The sequence below is a fragment of the Desulfosporosinus paludis genome (assembly GCF_045689965.1).
Classification (GTDB): domain Bacteria; phylum Bacillota; class Desulfitobacteriia; order Desulfitobacteriales; family Desulfitobacteriaceae; genus Desulfosporosinus; species Desulfosporosinus paludis.
In genome coordinates this window covers 874,958-891,417 of record NZ_CP144211.1, presented here as the reverse complement: position 1 = coordinate 891,417, position 16,460 = coordinate 874,958, and the positions used below count along the sequence as shown (strand labels likewise).

The 16,460-nt window shown below is 44.6% G+C and carries 19 protein-coding genes; all 19 read left to right on the top strand.

Annotated features, from left to right (window positions below):
* Nucleotides 1-22 precede the first annotated feature (22 nt).
* The 19 genes from VZF35_RS04640 to VZF35_RS04550 all read left to right on the top strand — a co-directional run bounded on the left by VZF35_RS04640 (nt 23) and on the right by VZF35_RS04550 (nt 16,433).
* Nucleotides 23-313 carry a BMC domain-containing protein gene (locus VZF35_RS04640; RefSeq protein WP_407311423.1) on the top strand — a complete coding sequence of 97 codons (291 nt, stop codon included), beginning with the start codon at nt 23-25 and terminating at the stop codon, nt 311-313.
* 52 nt (nt 314-365) lie between these two features.
* On the top strand, nt 366-1,859 hold the full coding sequence (locus VZF35_RS04635; protein WP_407311421.1) for an acetaldehyde dehydrogenase (acetylating): 1,494 nt from the start codon (nt 366-368) through the stop codon (nt 1,857-1,859).
* Nucleotides 1,860-1,912: 53 nt separating this feature from the next.
* Nucleotides 1,913-4,456, top strand: a complete 2,544-nt coding sequence (gene cutC / locus VZF35_RS04630) for a choline trimethylamine-lyase (RefSeq protein ID WP_407311419.1) — start codon at nt 1,913-1,915, stop codon at nt 4,454-4,456.
* A gap of 32 nt (nt 4,457-4,488) precedes the next feature.
* A complete protein-coding gene (gene cutD, locus VZF35_RS04625; RefSeq protein ID WP_407311417.1) occupies nt 4,489-5,472 on the top strand; it encodes a choline TMA-lyase-activating enzyme in 984 nt (327 codons plus the stop codon).
* A 27-nt stretch (nt 5,473-5,499) separates the two neighbouring features.
* A complete protein-coding gene (eutS, locus tag VZF35_RS04620) occupies nt 5,500-5,853 on the top strand; it encodes an ethanolamine utilization microcompartment protein EutS (RefSeq protein WP_407311415.1) in 354 nt (117 codons plus the stop codon).
* The gene (locus VZF35_RS04615; protein ID WP_407311413.1) at nt 5,850-6,299 is read left to right on the top strand and encodes a EutP/PduV family microcompartment system protein; all 450 of its coding nucleotides are present in this window, start codon (nt 5,850-5,852) and stop codon (nt 6,297-6,299) included. Before eutS ends, VZF35_RS04615 begins: the two co-directional genes overlap by 4 nt.
* 108 nt (nt 6,300-6,407) lie before the next feature.
* On the top strand, nt 6,408-7,076 hold the full coding sequence (locus VZF35_RS04610) for a cobalamin adenosyltransferase (protein WP_407311411.1): 669 nt from the start codon (nt 6,408-6,410) through the stop codon (nt 7,074-7,076).
* Nucleotides 7,064-7,906, top strand: coding sequence for an ethanolamine utilization protein EutJ (eutJ, locus tag VZF35_RS04605; RefSeq protein ID WP_407311409.1), 843 nt, complete (start codon nt 7,064-7,066; stop codon nt 7,904-7,906). The genes VZF35_RS04610 and eutJ overlap by 13 nt, the downstream gene beginning before the upstream one ends.
* A 20-nt stretch (nt 7,907-7,926) precedes the next feature.
* Nucleotides 7,927-8,238 carry a BMC domain-containing protein gene (locus VZF35_RS04600; RefSeq protein WP_407311407.1) on the top strand — a complete coding sequence of 104 codons (312 nt, stop codon included), beginning with the start codon at nt 7,927-7,929 and terminating at the stop codon, nt 8,236-8,238.
* Nucleotides 8,235-8,495 carry a EutN/CcmL family microcompartment protein gene (locus VZF35_RS04595; protein ID WP_407311405.1) on the top strand — a complete coding sequence of 87 codons (261 nt, stop codon included), beginning with the start codon at nt 8,235-8,237 and terminating at the stop codon, nt 8,493-8,495. Before VZF35_RS04600 ends, VZF35_RS04595 begins: the two co-directional genes overlap by 4 nt.
* Before the next feature lie 21 nt (nt 8,496-8,516).
* Nucleotides 8,517-9,854 carry a 4Fe-4S dicluster domain-containing protein gene (locus tag VZF35_RS04590; RefSeq protein WP_407311404.1) on the top strand — a complete coding sequence of 446 codons (1,338 nt, stop codon included), beginning with the start codon at nt 8,517-8,519 and terminating at the stop codon, nt 9,852-9,854.
* Entirely contained in the window at nt 9,847-10,395 is a 549-nt protein-coding gene (locus tag VZF35_RS04585; RefSeq protein WP_407311403.1) for a BMC domain-containing protein, read from the top strand. The genes VZF35_RS04590 and VZF35_RS04585 overlap by 8 nt, the downstream gene beginning before the upstream one ends.
* Before the next feature lie 51 nt (nt 10,396-10,446).
* Nucleotides 10,447-11,127: a cupin domain-containing protein gene (locus VZF35_RS04580; protein WP_407311402.1), complete on the top strand. Its 681-nt coding sequence runs from the start codon at nt 10,447-10,449 to the stop codon at nt 11,125-11,127.
* Nucleotides 11,128-11,138: 11 nt separating this feature from the next.
* Nucleotides 11,139-11,699 (top strand): BMC domain-containing protein, encoded by a 561-nt coding sequence (locus VZF35_RS04575; RefSeq protein WP_407311401.1) that lies wholly within the window; start codon nt 11,139-11,141, stop codon nt 11,697-11,699.
* A 49-nt stretch (nt 11,700-11,748) separates the two neighbouring features.
* Nucleotides 11,749-13,233 carry an acetaldehyde dehydrogenase (acetylating) gene (locus tag VZF35_RS04570; protein WP_407311400.1) on the top strand — a complete coding sequence of 495 codons (1,485 nt, stop codon included), beginning with the start codon at nt 11,749-11,751 and terminating at the stop codon, nt 13,231-13,233.
* 2 nt (nt 13,234-13,235) lie between these two features.
* Nucleotides 13,236-13,877 (top strand): phosphate propanoyltransferase, encoded by a 642-nt coding sequence (locus VZF35_RS04565; RefSeq protein WP_407311399.1) that lies wholly within the window; start codon nt 13,236-13,238, stop codon nt 13,875-13,877.
* Nucleotides 13,878-13,898: 21 nt separating this feature from the next.
* On the top strand, nt 13,899-14,189 hold the full coding sequence (gene eutM / locus VZF35_RS04560; protein ID WP_407311398.1) for an ethanolamine utilization microcompartment protein EutM: 291 nt from the start codon (nt 13,899-13,901) through the stop codon (nt 14,187-14,189).
* 286 nt (nt 14,190-14,475) lie between these two features.
* Nucleotides 14,476-15,669 carry a histidine kinase gene (locus VZF35_RS04555; protein WP_407311397.1) on the top strand — a complete coding sequence of 398 codons (1,194 nt, stop codon included), beginning with the start codon at nt 14,476-14,478 and terminating at the stop codon, nt 15,667-15,669.
* A gap of 2 nt (nt 15,670-15,671) precedes the next feature.
* A complete protein-coding gene (locus VZF35_RS04550; RefSeq protein WP_407311396.1) occupies nt 15,672-16,433 on the top strand; it encodes a response regulator in 762 nt (253 codons plus the stop codon).
* The last annotated feature ends 27 nt before the right edge of the window (nt 16,434-16,460 follow it).

Sequence of the window (16,460 nt, the reverse complement as noted above, 5' to 3'; positions counted from 1 at the left end):
TGTTTTGGAAAGGGGAGTCCGTGTGGACAAAAATGGTGCCTTAGGATTCATTGAAACGTATGGCCTGGTTTCTGTGCTAGAAGCCGCAGATGCCATGTGCAAGGCTGCGGATGTGGAATTGGTTGGTTATGAAAATGTGGCTTCAGGTTTGATCTCTGTTGTGATTCGCGGTGATGTGGGAGCAGTGAAAGCAGCTGTTGATGCAGGCCTCAAAGAAGCGAGCAAGGTTGGTAAGGTTTATTGTTCCAATGTTATCGCTAGGCCGCATGCAGACATAGAAAAGATTATCGCCAAATATGTGCTTGACTGGTAATTAATTGATTCAGGCTTTGACTCAGGAGCGGAAAAGAGGGAGCGACTAAGGCATGAATAGAATTGACAATGACTTGCTCTCTGTCCAGGAAGCTCGAATTCTTGTGGAAAACGCTCGCGAGGCGCAAAAGGTGCTGGCGGCGTTTTCTCAGGAAAAACTTGATAAGATTGTCGGGCATATGGCTGGAGCAGTGTGTAAACATGCCAGAGAACTTGCCGTAATGTCCTGTGAAGAAACAGGGTTTGGAAAATGGCAGGATAAGTTTATAAAGAATGTTTTTGCGAGCGATTTTCTCTATAAGAACATTAAGGACATGAAAGTTGTCGGTATTGTCAGTGAGGATACAGAAAAGAAAACCATGGATATTGGCGTACCTGTTGGAGTGATCGCTGCGCTGCCGCCTTCAACTAACCCGGCATCAACAACAATCTACAAAGCACTGATTGCCATAAAATCAGGTAATGCTATTGTTTTTTCTCCTCACCCTAAGGCCAAAAGAACAATTACCAAGGCACTGGAAATACTAATACGGGCGGCAGAAGAAAGCGGAATGCCAAGCGGTGCCATTGGATATTTACGAACGCTGACCATAGACGGAACGACTGCGCTGATGAACCATAAAGACACATCGCTCATTCTAATTACCGGTGTTCCCAAGCTGGTCAGAGCGGCGTATTCATCGGGTAAACCTACGATTTATGGCGGGCCGGGCAATGGTCCTGTTTTTATTGAACGTTCGGCTGACCTAAAACAGGCCGCTGCAGATATTATTGCCAGCAGAACCTTCGACAACGGAATTGTTTCGGCCTCAGAACAGGCCATTGTTGCTGAGGAATGTATTGCCGATGAAATAAGGCGAGAACTCAGAGACAACGGTGCCTATTTCATGTCAGAGCAGGAATCGGAACAGCTCGGCAGATTATTTTTCTGTCCTGATGGCAGCATAAATCCGGAAATTGTCGGAAGAACAGCTCTGGAATTGGCCCGGCGAAGTGGCCTATGTGTCCCGCAAGAGACCAAAGTATTGATTTCAGAACAAACTTATGTCTCCTCCACTAATTCTTATTCCAGAGAAAAATTGTGTCCGGTCTTAGCGTTTTACGTTGAAAAGGACTGGCTGAATGCCTGTGAAAAATGCCTGGAGTTGCTTATTAATGAAGGAATGGGTCATACCTTGGTCATTCACTCGAACAATGAGAATGTAATCCGGGAATTTGCCCTAAAAAAACCGGTATCAAGAGTATTAGTTAATACTCCTGCGACATTAGGGGGTATAGGTGCAACGACGAATCTCTTCCCGGCATTAACTTTAGGCTGCGGAGCAGCAGGCGGAGGGTTTACTTCGGACAATGTTAGCCCCCTGAACTTGATTAATATTCGAAAAGTCGGCCATGGTGTGCGAAAACTGGAAGATATAACCGATGGAGTTCTGAAACGGGAAGCTGCTGAAATTGGCGGAGACATTAGCTCTGCTGTGCAGAATTCCGTTAATGGTACTCATGATTTGATAGAGTTACTCGAAAGATTGCTTGAGCAACTCAAGTAGTGCAGGTCGATAAGACTTAATCCTGCCTATTAAGTGAGAGAGAGGAAAAAGCGTTGGATGTCAAAGAATTTTCAACAAAATTGATGGCTGCAACAAAACACCTGTCCCCTGAAGAAACTGCTGCCGTCATGAGGCTATTTCAGGGGATTTCCCAGGGACTGTCCGCAAACAGTTCTGTAACAAACAGTGTGACAAAATCCCCGGTGTATGAAGGGGAGATTACAGGACTGACACCGCGTTTGGAACGACTGAAAGCGGCTTATTTAAAGGTTAAACCAAGTGTTAGCATCTATCGTGCCAGAGCATTTACCCAAGTTGCCAAAGAAAATGCCGGGCTGCCTAAAATTCTTCTCCGGGCTAAATGCTTTAGGAAAGCCTGTGAGACAGCTCCCATAGTGATTCAAAATGACGAATTAATTGTAGGACATCCCTGTGGGAAACCAAGAGCGGGTGCTGTATCTCCGGATATTGCCTGGAGATGGATTCGGGACGAACTGGACACCATGTCAACCAGGCAGCAGGACCCTTTTGAAATCAGTGAAGAAGACAAGCGGATTTTGCGGGAAGAGATTTTCCCTTACTGGGAAGGCAAAAGTGTGGATGAGGTTTGTCAGAAACAATATGAAGAGGCCGGCGTCTGGTCCTTTTCAGGCGAATCCTTTGTCAGTGATCTTTCTTACCATCAAGTCAATGGTGGTGGTGACACCTGTCCCGGTTATGATGTCATCTTAATTAAAAAAGGTATTAATGGTGCAAGGCAGGAAGCCGTTGACAGATTAAGCAAATTGTCTATGGAGAACCCAGTTGATATCGATAAGATTTACTTCTATAAAGCGGAGATCGAGACTTGTGACGGTATTTTGGCTTATGCCAAACGGCTTTCTGAATATGCACGAGAGTTGGCGGATCGAGAGCATGACGCTGCCCGGCAGAAAGAACTTTACAGGATTTCCGATAATTTGACTCATGTACCGGCCAATCCTCCCCGCACGTTCCATGAAGCACTCCAGTCCATCTGGACCCTTGAGTCTCTGTTTGTGGTGGAAGAAAACCAGACCGGTATTTCTCTCGGACGTTTGGACCAGTACATTTATCCTATGTTCAAGGCTGACATGGAAGCCGGCAGGATGAACAAACTTGAAGCTTTTGAACTGTTGAGCTGCTTTATTATCAAATGTTCCGAAGTTATGTGGCTGTCTAGTGAACTGGGAGCGAAATATTTTGCCGGTTATCAACCGTTTATCAATTTAACCATTGGCGGGCAGAAGAGAACCGGCGGCGATGCCACGAATGACCTGACTTATCTGATCATGGATGCCGTTCGTTTTACTAAAATGTATCAGCCATCCCTTGCTTGTCGGATTAACAACAAATCTCCACAACAATATCTAAAGAAAATTGTCGATGTTGTTAAAGCAGGGCTTGGTTTTCCCGCCTGTCACTTCGATGATACTCATATTAAAATGATGCTCGCTAAGGGATTCTCCATTGAAGACGCACGGGATTATTGCCTCATGGGCTGCGTGGAACCGCAAAAATCCGGCAGAATCTATCAATGGACATCCACCGGCTATACCCAATGGCCCATCGCCATAGAATTTGTGCTGAATCGTGGCTGGATGAAATGGCACGGCACCATGGAAGGTATTGACACAGGTGACCTAGACAATATCAAGACTTATGAAGAATTTGACGCTGCCTGCAAACGGCAAATTGAACATATTATTCGCCTGTCTGCTATCGGAACCCTCGTCAGCCAGCGGGTACATCGCGACCTTGTTCCCAAGCCTCTCATGTCCCTGTTGGTAGAAGGGTGTATGGAAAAGGGTACGGATGTTACAAACGGCGGCGCTCTTGTCAATTACGGTCCCGGACTTATCTTCTCCGGCTTGGGAACTTATGCTGACTCTATGGCAGCTATTAAGAAGTTGGTCTTTGATGACAAGAAATATTCCCTGAAACAAATCCGGGACGCAGTGGGTGCGAATTTTAAAGGTTATGAAACGATTCGGACAGATTGCCTCAATGCACCGAAATACGGCAACGACGACGACTATGCTGATGAGATTGCTTCAGATATCATCAACTGGACGGAAAGGGTTCATCATACCTTTAAAATGCTCTACTCCCACTTCACTCATGGGACTCTTTCCATTTCCAACAATACGCCGATCGGGGAAATTACCGGAGCGACAGCTAATGGACGGCTGGCCTGGACTCCGTTGTCCGACGGAATCAGCCCGACACAAGGTGCTGATAAATTGGGCCCCACAGCAATCATTAAGTCGGTCAGCAAGCTAAGTAACGAGTCTATGAATATTGGAATGGTGCACAATTTCAAACTGCTGCGTGGCATTCTGGAAACTCCGGAGGGCGAAAATGGCCTGATTACTTTGCTTAGAACCGCATCCATTCTCGGCAATGGTCAGATGCAGTTTAGTTATGTTGACAATGAAATATTGAAGAAAGCCCAAATCGAACCTGACAACTATCGAGATTTGATCATTCGTGTTGCCGGGTATAGCGCTTACTTCGTAGAACTGTGCAAGGAAGTACAGGATGAAATTATCAGCAGAACAGTCTTGGAGCACTTTTAAATAGGAAGGCATTTTTAAAGAATGGGGACGTTATGAGTACAGAAACCGGCACCATCATAGAAAGAAAAGCGAGAATCTTTAATGTCCAGAAATATTCCATCTATGATGGACCGGGTATCCGAACCTTAATTTTCTTCAAAGGGTGTCCCCTGAGATGCAAGTGGTGTTCGAATCCCGAGGGACTGGAAAGAAAGTATCAGGTTATGTTCAAAGAGGATTTGTGCGCTGATTGTGGCAAGTGTATTCCGGTTTGTCCTGTCCACCTGCATTATTTCGGGGAGGGTGAAAACGGGCGACGACAAACTGAAATCCAAGGGTCCAGACATAACGTTAATCGCAGCATTGACTGTGTAGGCTGCCGAAAATGCGAGACCGTATGCCCTAAGCAAGCCCTGTCCGTTGTCGGTTTGGACAAAACTATTTCTGACGTCCTGGAAATCATCGAACAAGACGCACTCTTCTACCTGAGTTCTGCTGGGGGAGTCACTCTGGGGGGAGGGGAAGTTACGGCACAGCCGGAATTTGCCGCCAACTTGCTGATGGAATGTAAGCGTTTAGGAATCCACACGGCTCTTGAAACCAGTGGATATACAAAGCTAGATTCTTTGCTCATGATAGCCCAGTTTACTGATTTATTTCTGTATGATCTTAAGCACATTGACTCCGAGCGTCATTACGAGCTTACCGGGGTGCGCAATGAACGGATTCTGGATAATCTAACCCAACTCATACGCCGTGGGTTTACAGTCAAAGTCAGGATGCCTCTTATTAGGGGATTAAATGATAGTGAAGACACCCTGAACAGATCCCTGGAATTTCTACAATCCTTCACAAGCTACAAAAATTTTCAGGGCATTGATTTGCTTCCCTACCATAAATTAGGCATTAACAAATACAAACAATTGGATTTGAAGTACGCTATCACGGAAGATTTGAGCTTCAAAGAAGAAGAGTTGAGCAGAATTGAACAGTTCATAAAAGGTTATGACTTACAGGTCGAAGTCATCAGACATTAAAGGTGATGTGAAGGACGGGGAGATTTTATGAGTGCAGCCGATGAATTTGACAGAAAACGTATTATCCAGGAATATGTGCCGGGCAAGCAAGTCACTCTGGCTCACATCATTGCTTCGCCTGTTCAAGACTTATATGAACGTCTGGGCATTGAAGAAACAGGAGCTATTGGAATTTCCACCCTTACTCCCAGTGAAACGGCAATTATTGCAGCCGATATTGCCACCAAGACATCTGGCGTAGAGATCGGTTTTCTTGATCGATTTACAGGGTCCCTGGTCATATCCGGTGATGTGGCAAGCGTCGAAGCAGCTATGATTGCCATCAATGCCACCTTGGAAAAGCTATTAGGCTTCACGCCTGCCCAGATTACGCGCACATGAAGAAACGAATTATGGTCGTCGGACCAACCCAATCCGGTAAATCCACCTTGACCAATGTTTTAAATGATTCCAACAGACCTTTGAAAAAGACCCAGGATGTTATTTATGGAAAGAATGCCATTGACACGCCGGGTTCATATATAGAAAACCCTTCTATGTACAAATATCTGATTGCAACACAACAGGGAGCTTCTCATGTTCTCATGCTTGTCGATCAAACCAGAATTCTTGATGTATATCCGCCAGGTTTTGCTAAATCCTTTACCTGTCCTGTGATTGGAGTCATTACTAAGGTTGATTTAGCTCCTCAAGACGCCAATTTATGTATTCAACAGATGAGAAAAATTGGGGTTAAAGAACCTTACTTCCGGATTTCTTTAAAAGATAATATGGGTGTGGATGCCTTAAAACAATATTTGCTTGGGAAACAAGAAACATCTTCATAAATGAAGTTTTTTAGATAGATGTATTCTTGGTGTTACATCTCCTCAGTATTAAGAAAAATACCGGAAAAGTATGGCGAAGAGGAGATTTAGGGAAGGGGAGGTGAGGCCATGAAATTCGTCACGGAAATGGAATTGCGGGATTTATATAAGATGGAACCCTTTACTACATTTGTTCTGGAACCAACTACAAAAATCACACCGGGAGCCCGCCAATTTCTTGTGGATAGACGAGTCACGCTGGTACAAGCACAGGGCAGTGACGGCAAGAAATCAAACGGCAATGAGTTGAATCAGTTACAAGTACAGGAAAACTGGTGTACCTTGAGATTGCGCAGAAGAATGGAATGTATAGAATCTTTATTTCTCCTAATCGCAGAACTGTTACCCCCTGGAGATTGTGACCTGTCAGGAGAAGTCCTGGATTTGGGCAGATGTTTTCGGAACGTACGAAACGCTGAACTGGAACAGAGAGCTCCGGACAAGATTCAATTTTGGGGATGGTCGGAAGATGAAATCAACAAGCGATTCCACAATCTAGGAGAAAACATCGACATTGGTGAGTCTCCCTGGAGACTGGAAAAGGGAAAAGAGGTTGCTCTGCTAAATTACTTACGCGCCTCCCTCCGAGAGGTCGAACCCGTCCTTTTAGAAGCCTATTGGAACGAAGAGAAGCAAGCCTGCTTACGACAAGACTTGATTGATACGGTCAATCTGATGATTAACATTCTTGGCATGATGATGAGGAAATGTCTAGGAGGGCAAAAATGGAGACTGTAAACTCAGCATTTCTATACTGCGATCAGCTTGTGCGGGATTTCGAGAACGTCATCAAAACACCGATCTTGAATAAATCCTCTGTTTATTACACCGGCGTTGACTTGGGTACAGCTTATATTGTACTGGCAGTTCTTGATGAGAACTATCAGCCCGTTGCCGGAGCCTATCGATTTGCCAGTGTTGTCAAAGATGGCATGGTGGTGGATTACATCGGTGCGATTCGCATCGTCAAAGAACTAAAACAAGAACTCGAAGAGAAACTAGGTGCGGAACTGATCTATGCAGCAGCAGCGCTTCCTCCGGGAACCGTTGAGCTTGACTCAGGTGCAATTAAACATGTGGTGCAGGGCGCTGGTTTCGAAATTACAAACGTCTTAGATGAACCTACGGCGGCCAATGCCGTACTTAAGATTAAAAATGGGGCGATTGTCGATATTGGTGGCGGCACCACTGGGACTGCCATTCTAAAAGACGGCAGCGTGATTTATGTTGCCGATGAACCTACGGGGGGTACACATTTTTCCCTCGTCATTGCCGGGGCTTATAAGATGAGTTTTGACGAGGCGGAACAATATAAGCGAGATTCAAAAAACCATAGAGAATTGATTCCTGTCTTACGGCCAGTCATTGAAAAGGTTTCATCTATTATCAGCTGCCACATTAAGGAATATCACGTGAAAGAAATTTATTTAGTCGGTGGAACCTGCTGCTTGGAAGGAATCGAAGATATTATTGCTCGTCAAACCAGCCTACCCACCTATAAACCGCAAAATCCTATGTTTGTAACACCTTTAGGTATTGCCCTCAACTGCACACAGGAAATCCTTTAACTGGGAGTGACGTTTTACACATGGAATATCGAATTATTAAATCCCCTTCCAGTGGGACAGTAGATATCCTCTTTCGGCGGAAAGGCTCCGCTTCGACTATTCCCATTAGAAACTACGATGCGGTAGGTTTAGTCCAGGGGCGGCTGATTGATATGGTTTTTGCTGCTGATATCGCTGAAAAAGCGGCGGGAGTGGTAGTAGAAGACATTAAAGGTCATTGTCCGCAGAATCTGATTATGATCGCCATCTTCGGAGACACAGCATCGGTGGAAGCCGCTGTTCAGGAGATACAGTATAAATTGAAAGAAGCGAAAACAGGTGAGATCAGGTGATAGCAGCAAAAGTAATTAACAGTATATGGTCAACCAGAAAAGCGGATTCCCTTGTGGGCCTGAAATTCATGTTGGTGGAAGTCCTTGGCGGCCTTGATGCCGGTCGGCTCGTGATCGCTGCGGACACTATCAGTGCCGGTATTGGCGAACGAGTGCTGATCTGTCTTGGCAGTTCTGCCCGTAAAATGTTAGGTCGAGAGGATGTACCGATTGATGCCGTCATTGTAGGAATCATCGATGAAGACTGTGAGTTATAGAGAAACCGGAGGTGGGAAACGTTGGATTTACTGAACATAGTCAAGGATGCGGGGATTATCGGAGCAGGAGGCGCTGGGTTTCCGACTCACGCCAAACTAACCTCTAAAGCCGAGTATATCCTGCTTAATGGAGCGGAATGCGAACCCCTGCTCAGAGTGGACCAGCAATTGATGGAGCGCTTCCCTGATGAAATCATCAAAGGACTGGAAGCGGCGGGAAGATATATTGAAGCCCGTAAAGCTATTATCGGAATTAAAGGCAAACATAAAGAAGTCATCATTCTCCTGCGCCAAAGAATCGGAGCTTTAGGGCTTTCGAATTACATGGAAGTGATGGAACTTCGGGATATCTATCCGGCCGGTGATGAACAGGTTCTGGTTCATGAATTGACCCAAAGAATTGTTCCGGAAGTATCCATCCCTTTGAAAGTAGGCTGTGTGGTTATTAATGCGGAAACGGCCTTGAATATAAGTAAGGCCATGGCCGGGAATCCTGTCACGGAAACATATATCACCGTCGCTGGAGATGTTCCTCAGCGCCTGACTGTCAAAGTACCTGTGGGAGTGTCTATTCGGGATGTCCTCAGACAATGTGGGGTGGAAAACGCAGATGATTATGCCGTAATAGACGGCGGCCCCATGATGGGTTCTGTCATGAACAACGTCGACGGGTATGTCACCAAAAAAAGCAAAGGCTATGTGTTGCTCCGAAAAGACCATTTCCTGATCCGAAAAAAATCCGTGAGCCTTGATCGAGCAAGAATCATCGGCAAAACCGCCTGTGAACAATGCCGCATGTGTACCGATCTGTGTCCTCGTTACCTCCTGGGACACAACATGCAGCCCCATAAAATCATGCGTGCCTTGAGCTACAATCTGGAGGATGTGAAGGAACAACAAATTGCCCAGTTATGTTGCGAATGTAATGCCTGTGAATTATTCTCCTGCCCGGCAAATCTCCATCCAAGATCTGTCAATAAATTTTATAAGCAGAAGCTGGCCGAACAAGGTATTAAATATCAGCCAATTCTGATGGATTTCCAAGTGAGGTCCGCCAGAGACTATCGTCTTATTCCAAGCAAACGTCTGGTCGCCAGAATCGGCTTAACAGCTTTCGATAAACCGGCACCCCTGACTCAAGTCGAATTCAAACCTGAATACGTCAGTATCGCTCTAAGACAGCACATTGGAGCCCCGGCAACACCTGTTGTTGCTATTGGCGAACAGGTGAAAGCCGGACAGATGATTGCTAAAATTCCGGACAACAGTCTTGGAGCTGCCGTTCACTCCAGCTTCAATGGTACTGTGACCGAGATCAAGGATAATTCTATTCTTATAAAGGTGGGTTCGTATGTATAGTGCAATAGGTATGATCGAGCTTACGAGTATTGCTAGAGGGATTAATGCCACAGACTTGATGCTTAAAACAGCCTACGTTGAAGTGGTCAGTGCTACACCAGTCTGTCCGGGTAAATATATCGCCATCATCAAGGGAGATGTTGCCGCCGTGGAAAGCTCTATTAGTGCAGGGGTAGAACTGGCAGGAGAATATCTTGTTGACAGCTTTATTCTTGCCAATGTCCATCAGGGCGTTTTTCCGGCCATCACGGCCACAACTATGCCCGATGGAATCGGGGCTTTAGGGATTATGGAGTGTTTCTCTCTGGCATCTATGATCATTGCTGCTGATGCGGCGCTCAAAGCTGCCGATGTACAAGCTCTGGAACTGCGTTTGGGCAGCGGGCTGGGTGGCAAAGCTTTCTTCACCTTCACTGGAGATGTTGCCGCTGTGGAAGCCGGTATCGACGCAGGAAAAGCCATCGCTATCGAAAAGGGCTTGTTAGTGGATACAGAGGTCATCCCTTCACCGTCTGACAGATTGTGGTCAGCACTATTTTAACCTTCTGAATACATGCATCTATGCCCGATACCATCGAAAGGAGGTGCGACCTTGAAAAAACTTGTTTCTGCCAATGAGGTAAAAGCAGCTGCAGAAAAGGGGCAAAAACTTTTCTGCGTAGACTGCCATACCATTATTACACCGTCAGCTAGGGATTTAGCCAAGGAACTAGGCGTGGAATTCACAGCAGAGTCATCTGACGCAGCTCATCAGAGCCCTAACGACAGTAGTCTGCCGCAAGAAAACAATCGCGGACATGAGATTGACCCGGATATGATCTATCAAGTTGTAAAAGCGGTATTGGCCAACGGACTTTTGGCAAGTCTCCCAGCCCTATCTCTCGAAACACCCTTCCGTGCAGATTGTGAGCCCAAAAGCGGACTAAAAATTGTGCGCGGCAGGACGGTCAAACTTGAGACCTTTGATACCGGCGATCCCAGTACCAACGTAGCTTATCGCGAATTGGTCGGTAAAGACGATTCTCAAATGAGCGCAGGCCTTTTGACCATTGAAAAATCCAGCTTTGAGTGGGAATTGTCCTATGAGGAGATCGATATTGTTTTGGAGGGAAGTCTTTCTATCTCCATTAATGGTGAGACTTATCACGCTCACCAAGGTGATGTCCTCTTCGTACCTAAAGGTTCCAAAGTAACCTGGAGTTCCTCTGAGTATGTCAAACTCTTTTACGTAACTTACCCCGCAAACTGGGCTGATCTTATGGCACACCAATAGGAGGGTAAGCGATGCAGGCTCTTGGATTGATTGAAACACGGGGACTTGTTCCGGCAATTGCGGGAGCAGATGTCATGCTCAAAGCGGCACAAGTGGAACTTATGGGGAGGACCTTCGTAGGTGCCGGTCTCGTCACAATTGCCATAACCGGTGATGTGGGAGCTGTTAAAGCCGCCGTAGAAGCAGCAGTAACTGCGCTGGGAAAAATTAGTCAATCGGCCTTGGCTTCTCGTCATGTGATTCCCAGGCCGGATCAAGAGATTGAAAGTATGGTCATGGTAAGGGCAATCCAGGACATAGCAGAAGAACAAGCCAAAAGCATAGAGGAAAACACTAATCCTGAGCAACTATTGTTAAACCAACTTTGCAAAGAAGGGTTAGATGCTTGCGTAAAGGAATTTGGCCTTGAAAAATCTATGAATCTCTTGAAAACGCTTTCCGTCGTAAAACTCCGGAATCTGGCAAGAGACTATAAAGAACTTGGCGCCGCAGGTAGAAGCATTTCCAAAGCAAAGAAAGAATTACTTCTCCAGAAACTGAAGGGATATTACGAGCAGGGAAGTGAAAAGTAACTTTAACGCTTGTAATAAGAAGAAAAGACAGTTAGGAAGGAATAGTCAATTGGAAAACTTTGATTATGATTTACAATCCGTGCAAGAGACCAGAAATCTTGCCCGTCAGGCCAAACTGGCCCAAAGTCAACTTGCAACATTTAATAGCGAGCAGATTGACAAAATAATCCGTAATATGGTGAAAGTAGCAGGGGAGAATGCCGCTTCTTTGGCAAAGCTGGCAGTGGAAGAAACCGGATTCGGTAAAGTAGAAGATAAAATCTTCAAAAACCATTTTGCTTCCACGGAGCTCTATGAATTCATCAAACCTATGCAAACCATCGGAGTGATCAAGGACGATAAGGTCAATAAAATTATCGAAATTGCCGAACCTGTGGGGCTGCTCATGGGGATTGTTCCCTCAACCAATCCTACATCCACGGCCATATATAAATCCATTATTGCCCTTAAATCCCGTAATGGGATTGTGTTTTCCCCGCACCCTTCAGCCTTGAAATGCACGCTGCAGGCAGCACGCCTGATGAATGATGCTGCTGTAGCTGCCGGCGCCCCTGCCAATATTATTGGCTGTATTTCCAAACCTTCCATGGCTGCAACCGATGAACTTATGAAATGCGCTGAAGTTGCCATGATTATTGCAACAGGTGGTTCGGCCATGGTCAAGGCCGCCTACAGCGCGGGGAAACCGGCCTTGGGCGTAGGGCCGGGCAACGTTCCGGCCTATATAGAAAGATCTGCTCATATTTCGAAAGCAGTTAAAAATATTATCGCTAGCAAAACCTTTGACAATGGCACTATATGTGCATCTGAGCAATCGGTGATTGTAGATGAATGCATTCGCGATCAGGTGATGGAAGAGTTCAGAAGCCGGGGTGGTTACTTTATGACCCCTGCAGAAACGAACCAAGTTGCTAAGAAATTATTTGTCCGTGGACATGCCATGAACGCTAAAATGGTAGGGAGATCTGCGGCAGTCATCGCTGATAGTGCTGGTATAGCTATTCCTCCGGGAACAAAGGTTCTGTTGGGTGAACAACAGGGCGTGGGTGAAGAATATCCTCTGTCTTATGAAAAATTGACAACCGTACTGGCCTTTTATACCGTAAAAGATTGGCAGGAAGCTTGCGATCTGTCCATCAAACTCCTGAATAATGGCGGTGTCGGACACAGCCTTTCCATTCATACGGAGAATCAGGAAATGGTCATGAAGTTTGCGGAAAAACCTGTATTCAGGATCTTGGTTAACACATCCTCCAGCCAAGGCGGCGTAGGGGCGAGTACCGGACTTTCTCCGGCCTTTACCTTAGGCTGCGGTACTTGGGGCGGCAGTGCTACTTCTGATAATGTAACTCCAATGCACTTGATCAATATTAAACGTGTAGCTTATGGAATCAAAGACTTCACTGAAAACGCAACTCCTTCCTATTCGGACTGTGTGGCACAGAGTGGTAGTCCTGGTGCCATCAGTGACGACCAGATTATGAACGTCGTGAATGAAGTCATTTTGCTGCTAAAAAAAAGAGGTGGCAACTAACAGTGGGAAAATATGACGCTTTAGTAACGCTTCTGCTGGAAGCAATCAAAGAAGGGGGGGATTTAACAAAGGGCTTAAGTTCCATACCCGTGGGAATATCTAACCGTCATATTCATCTCTCTCAAAGGGATTTGGAGACCCTGTTTGGTGTCGGATATCAATTAACCAAAACCAAGGATTTGTCACAGCCTGGGCAATATGCTTGTAAGGAAACCCTGACCATAGCCGGGCCCAAAGGTGCTATTGAAAAAGTCCGTATCCTTGGCCCAACGCGAAGCGAATCCCAGGTAGAAATACTTCAGGCAGATTGTTACAAACTTGGCATAACTGCGCCGGTGAGGTTGTCTGGAGATCTGCAAGGAACTCCGGGAATCACTCTCATTGGCCCCAGAGGAAGTATCTTGCTTACTAAAGGCCTACTGATTGCGCAGCGTCACATTCATATGATCCTGGAAGATGCCAAAAATTTTGGTGTAACCGATAGAGGACAAGTGACCATTCAAGTAGACGGGCTTCGGGGAGGAACTTACTCGAATGTTGTCGTCAGAGCAAACAACACCTCGGCACTTGAATTTCATATAGACACAGAAGAGGCGAATGCAATGCAGCTCACCTCAACCTCAAAAATAACGATTCTAAAATAAAATTTTCGGGAGGAAACAACAATGAGTAGATCAGAAGCTTTAGGATTAATCGAAACCAGAGGTCTGGTAGGAGCAATTGAAGCGGCAGATGCCATGGTCAAAGCCGCTAACGTTCAGTTGATCGGCTACGAAAAAGTGGGCGGTGCTCTGGTAACTGTTATGGTAAGAGGAGATGTCGGTGCTGTAAAAGCAGCAACCGATGCTGGTGCTGCGGCAGCTCAGCGAGTTGGTGAGCTGATATCCGTTCATGTCATTCCTCGGCCACATGGTGACGTTGAAATGATGCTTCCCGCGTCCAAGAAAGAAGCATAATATACTATTGGACATGGCATAAAGTAAAGGTCAAAGTCTCCTTTGGGAGGTTTTGGCCTTCATCTTTTTGAACGTGAATTAGTCCATTTACATTTTTATAAGGGTGCTGTAGAATAAAAATGCATCCTATTTTGTGACCTCTTTTTCTTTTAGTCTCAGCTACTAAAGAATTTGGCCACTTGCTCTCGGATGCCTTCTTTTTTAGAATGAGTCGAACTCCTGGGCAGACAGTTAACCGCTAAGCAAAATGAATCAAGTTTAGAAAAAGGAAGTTTTGGCGAAAAGCATGAAGAAGAATGACAAAACATTAAAAGATTTAATGGATTCCAATCTGTATTCTCGCTATAGCGGACTAATATCCCTGTCCAATATTTCATTGCTGCTGATAGATACCAGCGGCAATATTCTGCTTGAGTTTAATCCGGCTCCAGACTTTTGCAAATTTATCTGTCAGGAAGATGAAACGCGGATATGCAAAGACTATATTGCTCGATTGAAACCAGGACAGAGAGACCGATTTATCTGTCGGTATGGATTGGCGAACATTCTTTTGCCAGTTGTTATTAATGACCAAACTATAGGTTATGTCGCTGGAGCGCAGGTTTATTCAACCGATAGTGAATATCAGAAATATCTGATTGATATAATGGCCATAGCAAAGGATAAAAAACTGGAACCGGAATTCATTGCGAAAGCAATTGCAGCGATAAAAACTATCGAAGAAAACAAAATTGAAATTCATGAACAAATTTGTAATCATATTACCCAGAATATTGGCTATGACTTATCTCAAAGCCTTCATACTACTGATAAGGCCATCGCAAGATTATCTATTGAAAAAGAAATGCTGGAAAAAAAGATTATTGACCTCGAAGCAAAAAATATGTCCTTGGTAATTAACCCACATTTCTTGTTTAATACTCTGAACTCTATAGCACGTATCGCCTATTTCGAAAAATCCCATACGACGGAAGAACTCATTTATTGTCTTTCTGATTTATTGCGGTACAACTTAAAGCAAGACGATGAATTGCATACTATCGGGGCCGAGATGGATAATATCGAGAAATACCTTTATATTCAGAAGATAAGATTTAAAAATCGTCTGGAATATGAAATTAACATTCCGGATCATATTAAATCTCATAGGATCCCCAATATGATTATACAACCCATCGTTGAGAATGCTCTTATCCATGGCATTACCCCTAAAAGGGACGGGGGCATGATTAAAATTAATGCAGAACAATATAAAAATGACATTAATATTTTTGTCATAGATAATGGGAATGGTTTTCCCAAAGAAGTCTTAGAAAGTTTACAACAAATAGAAAATAAGCTGGGAATAGGTTTTCGTAGTACGGATAGACGCTTGAAACGATATTTTGGAGAACATTATGGGTTGAAAATTGCCAAATCAGACTATAGTGGAAGTACTGTTACCATCTCGATTCCCACCAAACCCAATGCGAGGCGATAGCGATGAGTGTCGTTTTAATTGTAGAAGATGAACTACTCGAATTGGAATTTCTCAAATCGATTGTGGTCGAAGAGCTTCTTCCTACAGATAAAGTAGTCACTTGTGAAAGTGGAATTCAGGCTGTAAAAATGGCAAAACAATATCGACCGAACATCATAGTTATGGATATACTTATTCCAGAGATAGATGGTTTAGAGGCCCTTCATGAGATAAAGAAATTCCTTCCCCAGGCATGTGTTATAATTCTATCGGCTTGTTCGGATTTTTCTTATGCCCAAACTGCAATTCGCCTTCGTGTCCAGGAATATTTGTTAAAGCCCATCAAACCATCCGTTTTCAAACAGGTATTCCGTGATCTGTTAACTACTGTAACTGAGAATCAGGTAGATACCGACGAAGAAATTACAGAACAAGACACCAACTATATATATCTTATTGAAAAGTCATTAAACTATATTCACGAAAACTTTAAACAAAAACTAACTTTGCAATTAGTTTCATCTAATGTATTTTTGAATCCCCAATATTTCAGCCGTATCTTTAAAAAAGAAGTAGGGGTTACATATATAGAGTATGTCAATAAATTAAAGATTGAGTATGCCTGTAAATTATTAGAAACAACCGACTATCCAGCCTATCGTATTTCCAGTGAATGCGGTTTTACAGATCCCTCTTATTTTAATCGAGTCTTTGTACAGCAAATGAATATGCCTCCCAAAGCATACAGAAGAAAACATATGTGTAACAGCAAAGATAAGTGCTGAGTCTTTCGCTGCTTATAGCTACAAGGG

Bases quoted from the DNA above. Each gene is read 5' to 3' on its own strand.
- VZF35_RS04635 (WP_407311421.1), top strand. From the start codon at position 366: ATGAATAGAATTGACAATGACTTGCTCTCTGTCCAGGAAGCTCGAATT.
- cutD (WP_407311417.1), top strand. From the start codon at position 4,489: ATGAGTACAGAAACCGGCACCATCATAGAAAGAAAAGCGAGAATCTTT.
- eutS (WP_407311415.1), top strand. From the start codon at position 5,500: ATGAGTGCAGCCGATGAATTTGACAGAAAACGTATTATCCAGGAATAT.
- VZF35_RS04615 (WP_407311413.1), top strand. From the start codon at position 5,850: ATGAAGAAACGAATTATGGTCGTCGGACCAACCCAATCCGGTAAATCC.
- VZF35_RS04610 (WP_407311411.1), top strand. From the start codon at position 6,408: ATGAAATTCGTCACGGAAATGGAATTGCGGGATTTATATAAGATGGAA.
- eutJ (WP_407311409.1), top strand. From the start codon at position 7,064: ATGGAGACTGTAAACTCAGCATTTCTATACTGCGATCAGCTTGTGCGG.
- VZF35_RS04600 (WP_407311407.1), top strand. From the start codon at position 7,927: ATGGAATATCGAATTATTAAATCCCCTTCCAGTGGGACAGTAGATATC.
- VZF35_RS04585 (WP_407311403.1), top strand. From the start codon at position 9,847: ATGTATAGTGCAATAGGTATGATCGAGCTTACGAGTATTGCTAGAGGG.
- VZF35_RS04575 (WP_407311401.1), top strand. From the start codon at position 11,139: ATGCAGGCTCTTGGATTGATTGAAACACGGGGACTTGTTCCGGCAATT.
- eutM (WP_407311398.1), top strand. From the start codon at position 13,899: ATGAGTAGATCAGAAGCTTTAGGATTAATCGAAACCAGAGGTCTGGTA.
- VZF35_RS04555 (WP_407311397.1), top strand. From the start codon at position 14,476: ATGAAGAAGAATGACAAAACATTAAAAGATTTAATGGATTCCAATCTG.
- VZF35_RS04550 (WP_407311396.1), top strand. From the start codon at position 15,672: ATGAGTGTCGTTTTAATTGTAGAAGATGAACTACTCGAATTGGAATTT.